Source organism: Caballeronia sp., assembly GCF_028292365.1.
Classification (GTDB): Bacteria; Pseudomonadota; Gammaproteobacteria; order Burkholderiales; family Burkholderiaceae; genus Caballeronia.
Genome location: NZ_JAQGMM010000283.1, coordinates 24,668 through 41,188, shown reverse-complemented (window position 1 = coordinate 41,188; position 16,521 = coordinate 24,668). Strand labels below are relative to the sequence as shown.

Here is a 16,521-nt window from a genome sequence, read left to right as displayed (position 1 = left end):
GTCTCCATATACGGGCTTTCTATAAAAATCGATATCACCGCCCTGCGATATCGATGTCTTGTTACCTACGGTTCCTGCGGCAAGATTACCTCGCCGACGACCCGGGATACGTCACATTCGTGAAGCCTGGAATCTCGACGCGCTCCGGATGGTTTCCGTTGGCCTGCAACTGATCGACAATGTAGTCGGCCACGCAGTTCGACAACAGTTGCGACGGGTCTTCCATGATGCGTCTGAGGCGCGCGGTAGTGGCATCCCGGTCATTCACCGACGTGATCGGCGGCATGCACTCGGCGGCTGCCGGTTCAAAGCGATATCCCGGATGATCCGGAAACAATTCACGCGCGACATCTATGCTTGCGCGAGTGTTCTGCCATAGCATCCGATACGTGTTTTCGAGCGCAACCAGACCCGCAGCGTCGGGTAACTCAGCCACGGAGAACGATGGCGCAAACGGGGCAACGAACACGCGTTCCGGCGGCAACGCTCCACCGGAGACACGCCAGATCAGATGACACATGTTGTTGGTCGCCCAGGTCGCACCCGCCGTCGGCCGGCCCGACCTGCCGCTGACCAGCACCATCAGGTGGGCCCAATCGAGCTCCTGTGCACGCAGCCAGTTGCCGATCCGATACACAATATCGAGGAACGCGAGACCGAAGGTCGCGAACATTACGTCGTTCATGGGCACTGGGACCGCGCCGGAATCGAGCGGTGCAAAATAGTGATCGCGCAAGGAATCGAAGCTCATCAACGCCGGTTCGTCCGCTACGCGCTCAAGTAAATCGATGGTGATGGCGCACGTATAGTCGACCAGGTTTGCGAGCTTGAGATCGAAGCCCGCCAGACTTTGCACGGCGATCTCGTCGCGCCATAGCGCCGCCGAATTCGCCTCACGGGTGTTGCGTGCATGAAGCATCAACTTCGCGGCCGCGTGCTGCCAGGCGTTGTCATGCGGCGCCAGCTCCCGCATCCGTGCGAGGTAGGCAACGGCGAGTGGCAAATGCGACACGGCGGTCAGTTCAATGAAGCCGCGCGTCGATTTGCGAAAGCTCTCGATAGACGCGGGCCGCCCGCCGCCTGGAAACAGCACGATATCCGAGCCGGTCGATACCAGCAACGGCGCATCCGCCTCGCACTGCGTCATCTGTTGCGTCAACTGGTTGCCGATGCTGGCCGGGTCCGATGTAAACGCACGGAACAGCGCGGCAAAGGCGGGATGCGGTTGATAAGTCATCGCCTGAAGGCTCCGTGATGCAAGTCAGTAATCGAACAGTCGTGCAGGGTTGTCGGAGAGAATCCTCTGCCGAACCTTCGGATCTTCCGTCCACGCGCCAAGCAGATTGAGCAGCTCCCCGGTATCGCGAGTGGAATCGGGAATGTGCGGCCAGTCGGAACCCCAGATCACCTTGTGCGGAGCCGCCTCGATTATCTTCTGCGCCATTGGCGCAACAGCGTCGTACCCACGATGCCTGGCGATCCGATATGGCGCGCTGAGCTTGAGCCAGCAGTTGCCGTCCTTGAGCAGATTCAGCAGGCGCTCGAAATCCGCTGGCGTGAGGCCGTCCTCTTCAAGCATGTACCCCATGTGATCGATCACGAAATCCGATTGCACATCCGCCAGGAAGGGAATGAGGTTGCGCACGACCCAGCCCGGCGCGTAGAACTGCACATGCCAGCCGAGGCTCGTGCACAGCGTTGACATACGGGTGATGTACTGCTGAATCTCTTCGGTAGGCAACGCCGAGCGCGCGAACAGGTCGAGCCGGACGGCACGAACCCCTGCCCGATGATAGTGATCAAGCGTGGCTGCGTCGGTACCCTCTTCGATCATAACCACACCTCGCGCAATCGGGCCTGCAGCATTCAAGGTGTCGATCAGGCAGCGGTTATCGGTGCCGTAGAAACTCGGTTGCACGATCACGAAACGTTCGAGTTGAAGCACGTTCATCAGTTGCAAGTAAGCGTCGAGCTTGCCGTCCGGCAGGGTGTAATGCGGGTGCTCCACGTGGGGATAAAGCGCCTCTGGACCGAACGCGTGCATGTGCGCGTCGCAAGCATGAGCGGGCATCGCAAAGGCGGGGCGTGACAGCGTGTCGAACGCACGCATCGAAGTGGATATCAGCGGAATTTCGGCCATGAAAGTAGGTCGTGAATGATCAGGTTAGTTGGACTTGGAGGGCTTGGCCAGCTTAGAGAAATGCCGCGCGGCTACTCTCTATTCGCTGCCGTAGCGCATTCAGGAACAGGTCCGTGTCGATGCCCGCGAAAATGAAAGGCGCGGCCCCTTCTTTCCTGAGGCTCGTCAATGCTTCGCTATCCGGCATGCCTCCAACAATCGCGACCTTGCCGCAACGCCGGGCGGCGGCAATCACGCGCCGGCACGCTTCCACGACCTCGGGATGCGTCGACTCGCCGGCATGTCCCAGATCGGCGCTCAAGTCGTTGCAGCCGACTGCCAGTATGTCCACGCCGTCGACGGCCGCAATTGCATCGGCCGCTTCCACACCCGCGCGGCTCTCGATCAGCACCTTGATCGCGGTGGCATCATTAAGCGTTTGATTGAGTTCGCGGGCGTGAATCTTTTCGAAATTCACATAGGGTAGCGTCGCGAGTTGCGAGCGCTGGCCAAGCGGCGGGAAACGGGTTGCCATGACTACGTCTCTCGCTTGCGCTGCCGTCTCCACACGCGCGACGATGATACCCAACGCCCCACCGTCGAGAACGCGATTGATGGTGCCGTAGTCACGCTCAGGGACCCGGACCCAAGGCGTCAAGCCGAGATCGACCGCGCATGAGCACAACTGCGCAACCGTATCCACGGGCAGCGTGCTGTGTTCCATGTCGATCCATATGGTGTCGTAGCCGGTCGCTTTCGCCCAGCGCACCACGTCCGTGGTTCGCGACGCGCGGATACCGAGCGCGTAGACGGGAAGACCCGCCCGCAAGCGCTCAGTCAGTTCGATACCGTTCATGTTGTCTCCGTCTGTTATTTGGCTTCGGAACAAGTATCGCCTCAGAATCCATTCTGATTTATTCTCCAGAAAATCTTATTGATTCACAGAGGCAATCAATGCACGTCAGGCATCTGGAGTATTTCGTCGTGCTCGCCGAGGAGCTGCATTTCCGGCGTAGCGCAGAGCGGCTTGGTATTACGCAAGCGCCCTTGAGCCTCGCGATCCAGGCGCTCGAAACCGAACTAGGCGCGCGCCTCTTTCATCGGACGAGCCGCTCGGTGGCATTGACTGAGGCCGGGTTTTCCCTAATGAACGATGCGAAGCACATCCTCGCGCGCATCGACCTCGCTAAGGAAAATGTCTGGCAGACGGTTAGCGGACAAGTCGGGCGTTTGCGGCTAGGTTTTACGAATGCGTCATCGTTATCGCCGCTTTTTCCGCGCTTGATCCACGCGTACCGTACGCAGCGGCCCAACGTGCAGATTGGCCTGCATGAGTTGTCGTCGTCACAGCAGATTGAACAGCTCGATGCCCGCGAACTCGATGTCGGACTGCTGCGCTTGCCGCTCTCCACGCCGCCGTCAAATCTCGTATTCACACCGTTGCTCGAAGAGCCGCTGCTGCTCGCGATGCATGCGGGTCATCCGCTCGCCAAAGCCGCGTCCATCAAGATCGCAGACCTGCGTGATGAACCGTTTATTGCATATCCTCGGCAGGCGGGCGTAGCGGTACACGAGCAAACGGTGGCGTTATGCGCGAAGCGCGGCTTCGAGCCTTATGTAGTCCAGGAAGCGCAGCAGGCGTCCACGCTGATCGGACTGACCGCGACCGGCCTGGGGATCGCGCTGGTACCGGCCACGCTGAAGGCCATCGCCATACCGGGTGTCGTGTTCAGGGAGCTCGACGATGACGATACCAAGACAACGCTTTATATCGCTCATCGTCACGGCGATGTGAACTCACGCGTTCAGCAGTTCGTGGAACTGGCGCTTGCGCTGAGATAACCTCTAAGCTTGCGATCTACTCTTCAACGGATTTCATATGACGCTCAAGACACCCTTTCTTTGCAGTGCGCTCGCCGCTACCGCGCTGCTTGCCATGGTCGCAATCAATCCCGCCAGCGCGGAAGATAGCGTCATGCCGCCTCAGACAACCACGCGAAATCTCGCCCAGGAAGCTACCAATCGGGCACTGGTCGTACGCTTCTACAACACGGTATTCAACCAACACGATCTCAGTATTGCCAGCACCGTGCTTGCGCCGAATTACATTCAGCACAATCCGCATGTGCCAAGCGGCTCGGCGCCGTTTATCAGTTTCTTTACCGAGCACTTCAAAGCAAACCCCGAGGCACGCTCCACGATCGTGCGCAGCGCGGCCGATGGCGATCTCGTGTTTCTTCATGTTCATTCGACCAGCAACCCGCAAGATCGCGGCAGCGCCATAGTGGATATCTTCCGCGTGGACCACGGCAAGATTGCCGAACATTGGGATGTGATCCAACCGGTGCCCGAGCACGCGGCTAACGACAACACAATGTTCTAACCCAGGCTCGCCCCATTTCCCAATCGCTTAAGCACGGAGTTGCTCCGGCTAAAAATTGGTAAGCAGCGGAAACAGCTCGTAAGCACTGCGGGAAACCGCGCACTCCTTCTCACATCGCACGCCCGGACGCGGTGCGATGATTCGACACGCAATACGCTTCGCCGCGCATCGATCACCCGCAAGCGGGGGCTTCCATGCGTGGTGTCGAATAGAAGCTAGGAATCACTGCGCTACGCGAGGCTTATCATGACCCTTCACGGCAATCCAGAACTTGCTGGTTTCTCAAACCGGCTTCACGTGCCAGCAATGGCCCAACGCGGGCAAAAGCCTTTAGCAACACCACAGCGAGTCAGGTTCGCGGAACAAACCACACGCATTGCATTAGACATGCGTGCGTTGGCAATCGGCTGAGTCATGAAACCCACCTTGTTTGTCTGCGCCCTTGCGCTAGCTAGCGGCGTGCTGTCGCTCACTCCGTCTGTCACTGTGCGCGCGGAGCCGGTCGCACACGATGCGGGCGGCTCCCGAAGCAAGGGCGTCGATCAGAAAAGGCGCCTTCAAGATGCGCCCTTCGCGTTTCGTGGAATCCCGCTCGGCATAACGCTCGATGAATTCCAGGCAGGCGCGACCGTCAGGGCGACCCCGATCGACAGCGTGCCGGTCTGCGAGACCGATGTGATTGCCGGCTCCCTCGGCATGAGCCTGAAGACGCGCGAAAGCCTGACAGTTGCTTGCCGCTGGGCGCATCAACGAGCCAATGGATGGGCGCTATCGCGCGCCGTGGTCGACGGCGCACCGGCGCAGGACCACATGCTGCGCTTCGCACGCGTTAGCGGACAAAGCACCTTCAGGCTGTATGAGATGTCGTTCGTCATAGACGAAGGCACCGCAGCCGATCTGCGCCACGCTCTGGCGGACCGCTATGGCGCGCCGCGAGCTAACGCTCGTGCAACCGCCTCCACATCTACGAGCAACGCGCTGCCCGTCTACGAATGGGAAAACGCAGTGAGCTCGATCACTTTGCGTTTCTTGCCGGCGACCCGTAACGCCACGCTCGTTTATCTGCTGAAAGCACCCGACGCGTGGGTGAAGTCTGTTGTGCTGCAATGGAAAACCAGCAGCGTCGATGCGAGTTAGTGAAAGTTAATGCAGCTTGATGAAAGGTCGACAAGCACCGGTCCCGTGCAAGCCGCGTGATTTTTCGAGCGTCACGGAAAGGTTGAGAAAGGACGTGCGGGAGCTATCTGTTGCTTGCCGTTTCGTCGATGGCTGAGATACGCGACCATGGGATGGCGGCCAGACCATCCATTGCTTGCCGCTAGTCGAATCGCAATCAGCGCCCTGTTCATCCCCGGAACTCAATCATGCAAGCCAGCAGGAATATCACTCGCCGTTATCGCGGTCATTTCATCGTCAAGCGCACATGGGATCGAGTCAGCCTTGGTGCAAGCGTGCAAGGTTCTCACCGAGTGTGCCTGCTCGCGACCCGTTGAAGAACGAAAAACAGGAGTGGCGGCGTCATGGTTAGCTTGATCGAATGTGAGACCGAAGGATACGGTTCGGCTATTGTCGAATCCGCCATTCGACTCGGCATGACAGACGTCGCCAAACCAATGAGCCTGCTCGCCTGCCGGGTTAAAAAATCTCTGCGCTACGCCTCGCTCATCTGCACCGTCCTCAGCCCATGCTTCTTATCCGGCTGCGCATTGACCGTGATATCCGCTGTTGATGCAGCCGGGTCCGTCGTGCAAGCCGGCTTGAGTATTGCGTCGAACCATTCGTCACCCACCGTCGTCAATGGTGATCAGGCATCCCTTCGCGCCGTTTGCATCGAGTGGAATTCCATGGTCCCCGTTGGCGACTTTGTTCCGGCATTGCAATACGCTTTGCATAAACGCGGGGTGGAGTCGACCGTGTATGCGCCAGGGACCTCACCGCCCGGTTGCGAAGCGACACTAGTCTACAGTGCAGCCACGGATTGGGGGCATCGAACATTCACCGACGGATACACCGAGTATCTTTCCGCCATCAACCTCACGTTGATCCAAAGGGGAAAGATCGTGGTCGCCGCCAGCTATGCGACTAGCGGCGCCAAGCTGGACCGCTTCGCGAGCACGGCGACCAAGGTCACCGCGCTCATCGACAAGATGGTGATTGCAACGTCGGATTGATTAGAGAATGAAACAATAATGCGGCCAGAAAGGCCGCGATATCATCAAGAACCCGGTTGTCCAGTGACGCAAAGCCGGACTCGCGGACTCTATCGCATGGCTCAGTGAGTCAACGCAGTCAGCCAACTCAGGCAGCTTGCCTGCAGGATGCTTCGTGCCTGGCCTGCTCCACGTCAACGTAGCCGGCTAGAGTCGAATTCAACGCATCCACGGCCTCGGGCTGTACGGTGCTGCATTCACCCACGGTTTCGTCTCGCGTGACGCGCGGCTCGGTTTTGGCGCTCTTGCCCGCCCGCGACGGCGGCTGGCAAATCCCGCACACCGCGCCATGTGCCGCGTCCTGCTTGCGCATGACGAATTTGCCCGTGCAGCTGCAGCATCGCGTCAACTGCAGGATGCCGGCGTCGAAGAAACGCACGATCGTCCAGGCGCGCGTGAAGCTCAACATGATGTAGCTGTCGTGCCGCTCGCAATGCTCGAGATAAAGCTTGTAGCCTTTCGTCAATGCATCGAAATGCGAACAACCCGCGAGATCCTTAAGGAATCTGTAGATGTTGTAGAAGAGCGATGCGTGAATATTCGGTGCCCACGTCAGGAACCAGTCGACTGAGAACGGCAACATGCCCTTCGGCGGCGATACGCCCTTTACTTCCTGATAAAGACGAATCATGCGGTCACGGGAGAGGTTGACTTCGCTTTCCAGAACTTGAATACGGGCACCGAGTTCGATCAGAATGGCCGCCCGCATCACATCTTGAGCGTCTTCAGCAATGCTCTTCTTCGCCATTGGCGTAACCTCTTCTTATATAAATCGCTCGACTGCCACGTCGGCCAGCGCTATGGCGCTAAGCCCAAAAATTCAAGCCCGGGAACCGAGCACTCGCAAGAACGCCTCCGCGCTCCGTGTCCCCGCGCTAGCCGGATTGTGCGTGATCAGTGTGCCGGTGAGATCGACTACTCGATCCTCAGGCGCCCGATGTCCCAGGAGAAAAAACATAAGCAGCACTCCGGACATAAAACCCACCGCACCGCCGATTAGCAACATGCTGCCTCCGCGAATTTTACCGAGCTCAAAAAGGGATCATCGATGAATTGATCATCGATCCTTTGACCAAAACGTTAGGAGAAGCGTCCCATTGTATTGGCAACGACCTACCCTGAACGGAATGATCCTCCTTTTCTCTCAAGTAAATTGCGTCGAAAAGACGAGGCTTTGTCCTAAGGCTTACGGAATATTTCCTTTAATTGCTAAGCATTTCGGAGACCCACGTACTCACCCGGCCTACTTGAATAAACACGGCGAAATTATTTATAAGATTCGGGAAGGACTTGGCGAACGTGCATGCTGCTCGACGTTTCAGTGCTAGCGAAAGTGCGCAATCATAACCCCGCAGATTGAAGAAGCCATGTGGGGGAATGGCTGGATCGCAACGGTGCTCCGCGTTCTTCTTCACCCGTTGATAAAAGGTTGTGGAAGATTGCTTAGTACGATCGTGCAGTCTGATTTCTTCGCAGGATCGATCCCGGGCATTGTCTGTGGCTAGTGTCGAAGCCGGGATCAATGCAGAGACCAGATACGAAGAAGGTCGCTTGAGTACAGCGTGACGCTCGTTCGCCACGCCTTTCCGTTTGCGACCGGGCGAATGATCAGCAGTGTTGCCAAGCTCGTCACCCGTCGAAGGTGAGGTTGCGTTGTCATTTTCTACTCGACTTCCGCTTGAGGGAAGTCCTACTCGATAATCATGAAACAACTTACCCAAACTCTCCTTCTCGCAAGCGTCCTGGCAACCAGCGCCGGCAGCGCACTCGCCCAAGGCACTTTGCCATCCAACCTGGACGGCGGCCACATTGGCCGCGAAGGCTTCGAACCGGGCTTTGCGGTGGTGAACGATCTACAGCATTTGCAACGGCTTTATGACCTGAACGGCCGGGAAAGCGAGATGCGGGATATCTACCACGACGTCCTGCTAAAGACGCAGGTTCCGGCAATCCGCCAATACGTCTACGAAGCACTGGCGCGCAACCTGCTCCGCCCGACCAACGTGGACCAGGCAATTACGACCATTCGCACGAGCCTGGATGAAGACCTGAGCACGTTGGCGAAACATCCGTCCGCTCCGTGAGGCACGTGCCGCGCCCAAGCGGGCGCTAAGTGTTTAGTTGAGGGAAAGGTAACCGGCCGTCTTGGCTTCTGTACGAAACAATCCATCGGAAAGCCGCCGGCTCAAGGCGGTCAGCGATGACGCAGGCGCGGTCGCTACCAGGAACCTGGCGCCAACCCCGCCCCTCCACCCTCGCAGGATCAGAACGTCAGCACGCTAAGGAACATTCGTTGCAGCCAGCCTACCGTTGTCGCGTCGGCGAGCATGCCGACACCTGCTTGCTCAATTCGCGCGTTGGCAACTTTACTGGACGATACGTAGTTTCCAACCTCGATGTCCTTAGGATTCACGATACCCGACAACCGCAGGCGATCGCGGTTCTGGTTCATCGCAATGATCTTGTCCCCCGCAATCACAAGGTTCCCCGTCGGCAGCGTGGCGATAACCGACACGGCCAGCGTCCCAGTCATCCCCGTCGTGTTCGACACAGCGCCCTGACCTTTGAATGTGGTGCTAGCGGATCCGATGTTAAACAGCTTGGCCAGTCGTGCTGCTGCGCCGCTAGACTGGTCGGCGGCTTGCGCGCTGATGTCGCTCGATCGATTGGCTGACGCATCGCCGCTGTTATTAGCCGAGTAGGATTCCGAGAGACGGATCGTCAATACGTCGCCCACGTGCTGTGCGCGAGGCGTTTCATACAAGGCCAACGTGTTGCCACCCTGGAAGATCGCGCCCCCCGTTTCGATATTCAACGGACTTGAAACCACGACCGGCGCGAACGTCGGCATATCGACGATAGAATTCGAGCCACCTGAGCATCCGGCTAACGAAACCATACCACTAGTCAGAATCACAAACTTTAACGAGTTCATGTTTTTAATGGTTCGCCAGATTAAGATTCTTGGCCGCGCGTGGCACGATCAGATAATGAGCAGCGTCTGAATCGTCGACTTGTCGCTAAGCGCCAAGCCTGACCCCTAAGCCGGCCTCGACCGCTCGTCACTCGTCGTTTTGAGCGGCGAGTCGGACATTGTCAATCGATCGCGTCGGCGCATGTATCGAACGGCGCGGCAGCCGCATGACCCACGGCCGGCACGATCTTGAGCGTAGCCGATACCAGGCGGCACGGCAGTGCAGCTACCGCGCAACCCTCCATCGGCAATATGACCACGCCCGCCATGAGGCATGCCGCTAGCCGCACGCAGCGTTTATAAGACTGCAAATTGAACATAAATAAGGCCGCTACCCTTTCAGGCGCTAGTGTTGATGCGTGTGCCAACCAAGCCGTTCGATGGCAGCGCGGGAGGGGTGGCTTGCTCAATCGGCAGCGACGGCGAATCGGTTTTAGCGCTATTGCCGGCTGCGCTGCCGCCGGTCGGGCGCATGGGTGTTGGTGCGATACGTTCTGCAGGACTATAGTTGTTAACATTCATGATCAGGCTCGCTTTCAATAAAGATGAGGGGATCGAGGCAGCGTCAAGGGAGACTTGAGCGCATGCCAGGTCGCTAGAACTCTCTTTCGACATTGAATGATCACGCTTAACGGCTAGGGTCGATTAATGAAAGATCACCGCTTTTTCTCGACTCCTTACCAGCACTTACCGCACTGTCTTAGCCGCAATTAATGCAAGCACCTGACTTGCGCTCCCGATCATCGTTTGGCACCGGGAAGCCTAGATCTTCACGTCGACTAACAGTCCTATCGGATCCCATCTAACGCCCTTGGTCTCTTCGCTCAAACCATCCAGAACATCGGCTAACGACACCTCTCCCGAGTCACCATCAGGCGCTACATAGGATTGCAATGCGTTGTCGAGCATGCTGACAGCTCCGGCAATTTTGGTGTTCTCGCTCGCCCCAGCATCACTGCCGGACGTGGGCCCCAGGGGGTCGTCTAGCTGCCAGTCCCAGGCGTCGACTGGCCTGTCGCCGTCCACGAAGGCAGACCGGACAGTCTTCGCAAGCTCTTCTATGGAAGAGCCAAGATCGACATAGGCCGATGTCACCTGATCCACTGGCGCAGCATCACCCTCTTGCTGAACAGGCGCGTTGAGACCGTGTTGCAGGACAAGTGCCTGATACAGCGCCACCAGAAATTGCTTGCCTGCGTTTTTGTTTGCCTCTTCGCGCGCGTGGGATCCGGCCGCAATGCCGGAGCTGCCAGCCAACGAATCCGTGTCGGTGGCGCCACTACTGGCCGACGCAAACCCGCTCGGGTCCAGCCCCATGCGTTGCAACGTCAGCTTGAGTGCCGCCATCAAGGTGTCTCCGCTTCCTGACGATGCCGCCGATGGTCGCTCAGGAAGCGCGCTGCTGGGCGCACTGGGCGATTGCTTGGCCGTGTTGCCGGGAAAATCCGAAGATGAAATTGACATGCTGGAATCGAGTGCCATGGTGTCTCTCGGTTGGTTGTTCCGTGACGCAGAATCGGCTGCATGAAACAGGTTGGCAGTGGTGCTGATGATTGAATGGCGAGCGCACGGATCCATTCGCCCAGACGTCATATCGACCCGGCAAGCAGGAATCTGTAGTGTTGGAAAGGCGAGGTAAGAAGCTGAATCCGGCTAGCATGCCGGTAGTCTTATGGACTAAGCGATGCTGCCACGACAATGAAAGATCCGGTAACGAAGTCATTACCTTCCGCTTGGTCGCCAGCTTGCGAAAGGGTGCAATTCTTATATTTTTTGCAAGCGTTGAATGCAAACAACTTGACCTCACGATCGGCTATTTGATGGCCTGGTCTCTTAAGTAAATAACGTCACTTAGACAACTCTCTTACCGGGCCTTTCGAAACCTAAGGTTGTTCGCACCGCTGACGTTATCACTGAGTATTGAATGTACTTGGAGGATGAAATGAATTTTTCCACGACCGGCGAGATTGCTTGCAAAGTGCGCATCAACCCCATCATGCTTGTTAGCGGTCAAGGTGTGGCAAGCCGTGCGATTCGGTATCGCGGCAAACACACACTGCGGGCCGTACTGGGACTCCTGGATAGTCAGCGCGAGGTTCGCGCGCTGGTCTTCAGCCACACATCCGACGGAGATATGTTATGGGTCGACATCCAGACTGGGGAGCTAAGAAGCTTTGAGGAGTGGCGATTCGAGGCGGCATGATCAACGCATCAAGAACCCGGGTTTCACGCGACGGATTCTTCTAAACGGCTTCCTCGCAATCAGCTCTGTTGGGCATGGCGGCATTCAGGTAATAAACACGATCCGGTCGCCCACCGTCGAACCGCATTCCACGAAATACGCGGTACGGGCGGCCCTGACGTCGAGAAGAACGCGTTCGACGCCTTCAACACCGGGACTTTCATGCAAATGCGTTTTAACAATGACTTCCGAGCTTGGCTTGGTTAACGTGTCACGCCGGACTTCCACGAGATACTTGATGGCATCTCGTTGGCTCATAAAATACAGAATCATTAACAACGTGTCCTTACCGCAGATGAAGCGGCGCTAATCGACACTACTCTCCATCGAGCCCGCAAGCGGCACGAGACGCGAGAAATGCAGGCAGATGCTGGCGCTCTGTTACCGGGCCGATACTTCGCCCGACATGACGTCGATCCAGACAGGACCCTCTTCAGCTTGATGGCTATAGACAAGCGCCCGAGCCTGCGGCCCCGCTATTCTCAGGAAGCGCAGTACGTCGCTCCTGCGTTGCTTGCCGCGATACGGGACGCGGCACACTCCTTGATCGCATTCCATCAGCAATACAACGTCGTTGCGCTTAAGAAGCCGCTCGATCATTGTTTCGCTCAACCCATGCGAATGCCCCGCCGTCGTTGCTCGCTGCATGACCGGCATAAGCGGCATGACGACGTGATCCGCCAGTGAGTCATCGGGTTCGAGTAACGAGGGAAAGCGAGCGACACTCCCCTGCGCCTGACTCACATGCGCATGCTCGCGGGGAGCGGTGCGAACACTTGTACGCTTCGCGGTGCGGGTCATTTGCACCCGACCGCACAGACGATGGCCGATACGCCCGCCACCGCACCAACGATTCCGCCGAGGGCAAACGTCTCCACCGAACTAGCGCACGCTTGAAGATTGAGTGTGCAAAATAGCATCGCGATGTAAATGCAGCGCCGCAAGATTTTTCTCCCTCAACAGTGTTGCTGCGGTTTGGACCGGGCGTAACGCCGAGGCACCTGACGCAGCTTCCCGTCATGGGCCTGATATCTGTTTGAAGGGGTCAACGCAGAGAGCCCCATGCACGCAGAGAGATTAGAGCGCTTTGAAGAGGGGCATTTCGGCAATTACGGGCTGTAGATACCGTCTGCTTACGAGCTATTACCTAGGCGGGAGCATGAACGCAACAGGGCCGATGCCGCTCTTTGCGCCCGTTCCTGGTCGGTCTGTCGAACGCGGATTCGGAACCGGACGGTAATGAGTTTCGGCTGTTCAAAGTCAAGCAGAGGCGGCAGCGACTGAACAGTCCGCTTAAGCTAGCCTGGAGAGCCCGGATACATCTGGCAAGACGCTACAAAGACCATGACGCAGCCTGCGTGGCTTATGCAAAGGGGCCGGTCTGATTCAACCAAAGGTCGTTGAATTGCGGAAGGTTCCACTGTTTAGGGTCTTCAATAGCCACTACCCGGTCAATTCCCGTTAATTTCTTCAGGTCTACTATTTGTGGGAAAACCGGTTGATTCGACTTGCATGAGAAGAACGTCTTGACGATCGGCGCGAGAATGGACCCGCTGCCCTGATCGAGCACGACAGCCAGAAAGCCCGATTCCAGCCGGACCAGCGAGCCCACCGGATAAATGCCTACCGTGCTTATAAAGGCCGCGAGAATGGTCTTGTCGAACTGTCCATCCCATGACGCCATGCTGCGAAGCGCCTGAGTCGGATGCCAGGATGATTTGTATGGCCGCTCGGAAGTGACTGCGTCGTACACGTCGCAGACCGCGCCCATCCTGGCCAACAGGGGAATGGCCTTGTCCTTGAGCCCATGCGGATACCCGCGGCCATTGATCTTCTCGTGGTGGTGCAACGCGACTTGCAGCACCCCGACACTGACATCGGCCGACTGCAGCATATGCCAGCCGTCGTAAGAGTGTTTCTTGGCGACCTCGTACTCTTCCACGCTCAGCTTTCCGGGTTTGTTCAACACGGCGAGCGGCATGAGCGCCTTGCCGAGGTCGTGAAGTAATCCGCCCACGCCGGCCTCCAGCACATCCGGCTCGTCCAGTTCGAGTTCGCGTGCCAGCGCCGTCATCAGCGCGCACACGGCAACGGAATGCATATACGTGTAGCCGTCGTGGTGCTTCAGACGCGCCACGCTGGTCAATGCGTACGGGTTGCGCATAACGGACGCGGCAATGCTCTTCACCAGCGGCATCATGCTGACGCCGGACACCGCACGTCCCATGCGGGCTTGCTGAAACACCACCTTCATTTCATTGGAGGCCGATTCGAACAGTCGCTTTGCGTGTTCAATTTCCTCGCCCAACGGTCTTCGCGCCATTTGCGTGCGCGCCATACTTCCCGTAATGAGTTGCTCGCCGTCCCCCGTCTGCGCGGTGGAGCTCGCTGCATCGAACGGGTCGACCGGTTCACCCATGCCGTCCTCAGAGCAGGACAGACCTCGATCCGTATCGATCACAATGGACGTAATTCCGCTTTCGACGATCTTCTCGATATCGATAGCGGTGAGCAAAAACGAGTTCTTCCAGAATGGGTGATCGAGCCAGCGCCGATCCAGACTGTGCAAGAACATGCCAGGACGCAATAAAGAGGCTGCGACCGTTTTCAGCATAAGCCAACTCCGATGAGCCATGTTTTGGAACTAGCGAGGGGAGAAGCCACATCACCTTCAGCTTCGGCCTACACTTACGTGCTCCACCAATGCACTGATCAGATCCTTGATTTCTTTCACCGGGCGCCTTGCGTACCCGGGCAAGCCGCTTAGGCCGTCAGCTTCAAGCCGGGGCATTCGCCTTGGGCGCCATACCCCCGATGATAGTGACAATCTGCACGACTCGCCCCACACTAGCGCTCCTTGTTACATTGTTAGCGCCAAGGCACGCCGCCAATACGTGATAACTCGCCAACTCGTCTTCCGACATGGAATGATTGCGCGTAAGTGCCTGTGATCATCAGAGAATGACCGCATTATTTTCCAGACCCCTTACCCTGACTTACTGCGCATTCAATGTGGTGCATCGTAAGCCTTAAGTAAAGTCTAACGTCTAAGGTCTAGGGTTTGGGGTCACTAACCGGCCTTGGTCGTGTCCTCCCTCAGTGACTACCCTCTAGCTGGCAGTCCCTAGCGTCCCTCACGCCACTTGTAGAAAAATCCTCTAGCCAGCCGTTTGGCGCGCGCTTGGAGAAACATTCGGGTTAATTTGAAATATTTGGTAAGTACAGACCGATCCCTAGTTCTTTTCCTTGCATTCCAAGCATCGAATCCAGCCGAGTATGGATAAGCGACCATTCTTCCTGCGATAACGATGACCCTCTTCAAGACCACCCTGATCTCTGTGATTCTATTGGGCAGTCCGCTCGTGGCTCACGCCACCAGCTTCGATTGCAACCTCGGCCGCTCAGCGACTGAAAAGCTGATTTGCCACAACGAGTATTTATCGAAGCTCGACGATGAACTCGGAAAGCTGTATTGGAAAGCGCGCCGCGCAGTGGCAGATAAGCGCTCGTTCCGCGCGGACAGCGATGCCAAATGGACTTGGCGGGAAACTCATTGCACGGATGAAACGTGCCTCACGACCTGGTATTCCGGCCGTATCGAAGAACTTCAGCAAATGGTCGATGACCTGCAATCCATCTCGAAGCCATCGCCCGTTCGCACGGCCTCTGTGAATTTATTGGCGGAGCCTACGATTGCCATGGGTCGATGCACCATTGCCGAGCCCGGCATGATCTCGCTCGACAACTGCAGGTCGCTGATGAAATCCAATATGCATTGGAAATATGACGTGCATGGAGGCGACTGGTTCTGCGGAGTCGCCGTTCTGGATGAACCGAAATTGCCTACGGTCGCCCTGCGATAAGCAAACACAAGCAAGCGGATTTTCACCCGGCATGGCACCTTGTTGCCGGCGATCGGTCACGCGGAAGCCGTTTGTCAAGCGGACGTATTATTTAAAAATTTCAATACTAGTGCCGGTGGCCTCCCCAGAACGCGTGTGAGCCGCCGCCAAATCTCGACGGTCCGCCGTGAAAACCGGAACCCATTGGCGCGCCAACGTGCATATGACCCATTTGATGAAAATGGTCGAAGTGCGAATGGTGATGGAAACGATCGACGAAAATAAAGCTCACGCCCGCGCCAATGAACAGCGGTGGCCCCCAATACCATGGGTCGGGATACGGATAGTACGCGACCGGGTACACAAGCGTGGTGCCGTCGGGACTCTCGACCATCTGCCACGTTCCATCGCTTTGCAGACACGCCCGTCCCACGACTTGCTGCGCCGAGCCGTCAACATCCGCTTGTCCCGCTACGGCGCGCAATTGGCTCCAGAGTCACCATCTACACCCACGATGTCGTCGTACGATTGTGCAAGCGCGGGCGCCCCAAAACCCAGTGCGGCAAGCACTATTCCCAACCTGAGTAACTGACGCATCATCGTCTCCCGCGTGAACCCGGGCGCATCGGCATCGCTCGCCACATGAGCCTTGGTATAGGGGTTAAACGATCGAAGCCGTGGAAATATTCCGACGCTGCACGCACCCGGCAACAATCAGGCGAAAGTTAGCGAAGCCTTTGCGCGCGCCTGA

The 16,521-nt window shown here is 57.4% G+C and carries 18 protein-coding genes and 1 pseudogene; 7 read left to right on the top strand and 12 right to left on the bottom strand.

Translation table 11 applies throughout. The annotated features are described in order from the left end of the window. Window positions 1-85 precede the first annotated feature (85 nt). Genes JWR14_RS17740 through JWR14_RS17730 form a run of 3 tightly spaced genes read right to left on the bottom strand, consistent with a single transcriptional unit; the run spans window position 86 to window position 2,975 of the window. The gene (locus tag JWR14_RS17740) at window positions 86-1,237 is read right to left on the bottom strand and encodes a DUF5624 domain-containing protein (RefSeq protein ID WP_299709294.1); all 1,152 of its coding nucleotides are present in this window, start codon (window positions 1,235-1,237) and stop codon (window positions 86-88) included. 24 nt (window positions 1,238-1,261) lie between these two features. Further along, window positions 1,262-2,140 (bottom strand): amidohydrolase family protein, encoded by an 879-nt coding sequence (locus JWR14_RS17735; RefSeq protein WP_299709291.1) that lies wholly within the window; start codon window positions 2,138-2,140, stop codon window positions 1,262-1,264. Window positions 2,141-2,192: 52 nt separating this feature from the next. Further along, window positions 2,193-2,975 (bottom strand): aldolase/citrate lyase family protein, encoded by a 783-nt coding sequence (locus JWR14_RS17730; protein WP_299709287.1) that lies wholly within the window; start codon window positions 2,973-2,975, stop codon window positions 2,193-2,195. 98 nt (window positions 2,976-3,073) lie between these two features. On the opposite strand from JWR14_RS17730, the gene JWR14_RS17725 reads away from it, so the two are divergent. The 4 genes from JWR14_RS17725 to JWR14_RS17710 all read left to right on the top strand — a co-directional run bounded on the left by JWR14_RS17725 (window position 3,074) and on the right by JWR14_RS17710 (window position 6,673). Beyond that, the gene (locus JWR14_RS17725; RefSeq protein ID WP_299709284.1) at window positions 3,074-3,961 is read left to right on the top strand and encodes a LysR substrate-binding domain-containing protein; all 888 of its coding nucleotides are present in this window, start codon (window positions 3,074-3,076) and stop codon (window positions 3,959-3,961) included. Between the two features lie 94 nt (window positions 3,962-4,055). After that, complete coding sequence (locus JWR14_RS17720) at window positions 4,056-4,502, top strand: ester cyclase (RefSeq protein WP_299709386.1); 447 nt, start codon at window positions 4,056-4,058, stop codon at window positions 4,500-4,502. Window positions 4,503-4,916: 414 nt separating this feature from the next. Further along, entirely contained in the window at window positions 4,917-5,639 is a 723-nt protein-coding gene (locus JWR14_RS17715) for a hypothetical protein (RefSeq protein WP_299709281.1), read from the top strand. Between the two features lie 455 nt (window positions 5,640-6,094). Further along, window positions 6,095-6,673, top strand: a complete 579-nt coding sequence (locus JWR14_RS17710) for a hypothetical protein (protein ID WP_299709278.1) — start codon at window positions 6,095-6,097, stop codon at window positions 6,671-6,673. A 127-nt stretch (window positions 6,674-6,800) separates the two neighbouring features. On the opposite strand, the gene flhC is transcribed toward JWR14_RS17710, so the two are convergent. Continuing rightward, window positions 6,801-7,460 (bottom strand): flagellar transcriptional regulator FlhC, encoded by a 660-nt coding sequence (flhC, locus tag JWR14_RS17705; RefSeq protein WP_299709275.1) that lies wholly within the window; start codon window positions 7,458-7,460, stop codon window positions 6,801-6,803. 955 nt (window positions 7,461-8,415) lie between these two features. Between flhC and JWR14_RS17700 the strand changes: the two genes are divergently transcribed. Further along, window positions 8,416-8,796: a hypothetical protein gene (locus JWR14_RS17700; protein ID WP_299709272.1), complete on the top strand. Its 381-nt coding sequence runs from the start codon at window positions 8,416-8,418 to the stop codon at window positions 8,794-8,796. Between the two features lie 179 nt (window positions 8,797-8,975). Here the strand turns inward: JWR14_RS17700 and JWR14_RS17695 are convergent, their stop codons facing one another. From JWR14_RS17695 to JWR14_RS17680, 4 genes are all read right to left on the bottom strand, one after another. Beyond that, complete coding sequence (locus tag JWR14_RS17695; protein ID WP_299709270.1) at window positions 8,976-9,611, bottom strand: flagellar basal body L-ring protein FlgH; 636 nt, start codon at window positions 9,609-9,611, stop codon at window positions 8,976-8,978. Window positions 9,612-9,808: 197 nt separating this feature from the next. Next, entirely contained in the window at window positions 9,809-9,955 is a 147-nt protein-coding gene (locus JWR14_RS17690) for a DUF6726 family protein (protein WP_366144565.1), read from the bottom strand. Window positions 9,956-10,025: 70 nt separating this feature from the next. Continuing rightward, the gene (locus JWR14_RS17685; protein WP_299709267.1) at window positions 10,026-10,208 is read right to left on the bottom strand and encodes a hypothetical protein; all 183 of its coding nucleotides are present in this window, start codon (window positions 10,206-10,208) and stop codon (window positions 10,026-10,028) included. Window positions 10,209-10,448: 240 nt separating this feature from the next. Beyond that, window positions 10,449-11,168 (bottom strand): hypothetical protein, encoded by a 720-nt coding sequence (locus tag JWR14_RS17680; RefSeq protein WP_277034094.1) that lies wholly within the window; start codon window positions 11,166-11,168, stop codon window positions 10,449-10,451. A 460-nt stretch (window positions 11,169-11,628) separates the two neighbouring features. Between JWR14_RS17680 and JWR14_RS17675 the strand changes: the two genes are divergently transcribed. After that, window positions 11,629-11,889: a hypothetical protein gene (locus tag JWR14_RS17675; RefSeq protein WP_277034098.1), complete on the top strand. Its 261-nt coding sequence runs from the start codon at window positions 11,629-11,631 to the stop codon at window positions 11,887-11,889. 84 nt (window positions 11,890-11,973) lie between these two features. On the opposite strand, the gene JWR14_RS17670 is transcribed toward JWR14_RS17675, so the two are convergent. The 3 genes from JWR14_RS17670 to JWR14_RS17660 all read right to left on the bottom strand — a co-directional run bounded on the left by JWR14_RS17670 (window position 11,974) and on the right by JWR14_RS17660 (window position 14,542). After that, a complete protein-coding gene (locus JWR14_RS17670) occupies window positions 11,974-12,186 on the bottom strand; it encodes a hypothetical protein (protein WP_299709259.1) in 213 nt (70 codons plus the stop codon). A 123-nt stretch (window positions 12,187-12,309) separates the two neighbouring features. Beyond that, window positions 12,310-12,729 (bottom strand): hypothetical protein, encoded by a 420-nt coding sequence (locus tag JWR14_RS17665; RefSeq protein WP_277037794.1) that lies wholly within the window; start codon window positions 12,727-12,729, stop codon window positions 12,310-12,312. Window positions 12,730-13,291: 562 nt separating this feature from the next. Continuing rightward, entirely contained in the window at window positions 13,292-14,542 is a 1,251-nt protein-coding gene (locus JWR14_RS17660) for an HD-GYP domain-containing protein (protein ID WP_299709250.1), read from the bottom strand. Between the two features lie 694 nt (window positions 14,543-15,236). Here JWR14_RS17660 and JWR14_RS17655 point away from each other — a divergent pair. Next, window positions 15,237-15,791, top strand: a complete 555-nt coding sequence (locus JWR14_RS17655; protein WP_299709247.1) for a hypothetical protein — start codon at window positions 15,237-15,239, stop codon at window positions 15,789-15,791. A gap of 106 nt (window positions 15,792-15,897) precedes the next feature. Here JWR14_RS17655 and JWR14_RS17650 read toward each other — a convergent pair. Then, a pseudogene (locus tag JWR14_RS17650) lies at window positions 15,898-16,367 on the bottom strand (hypothetical protein). Between the last annotated feature and the right edge of the window lie 154 nt (window positions 16,368-16,521).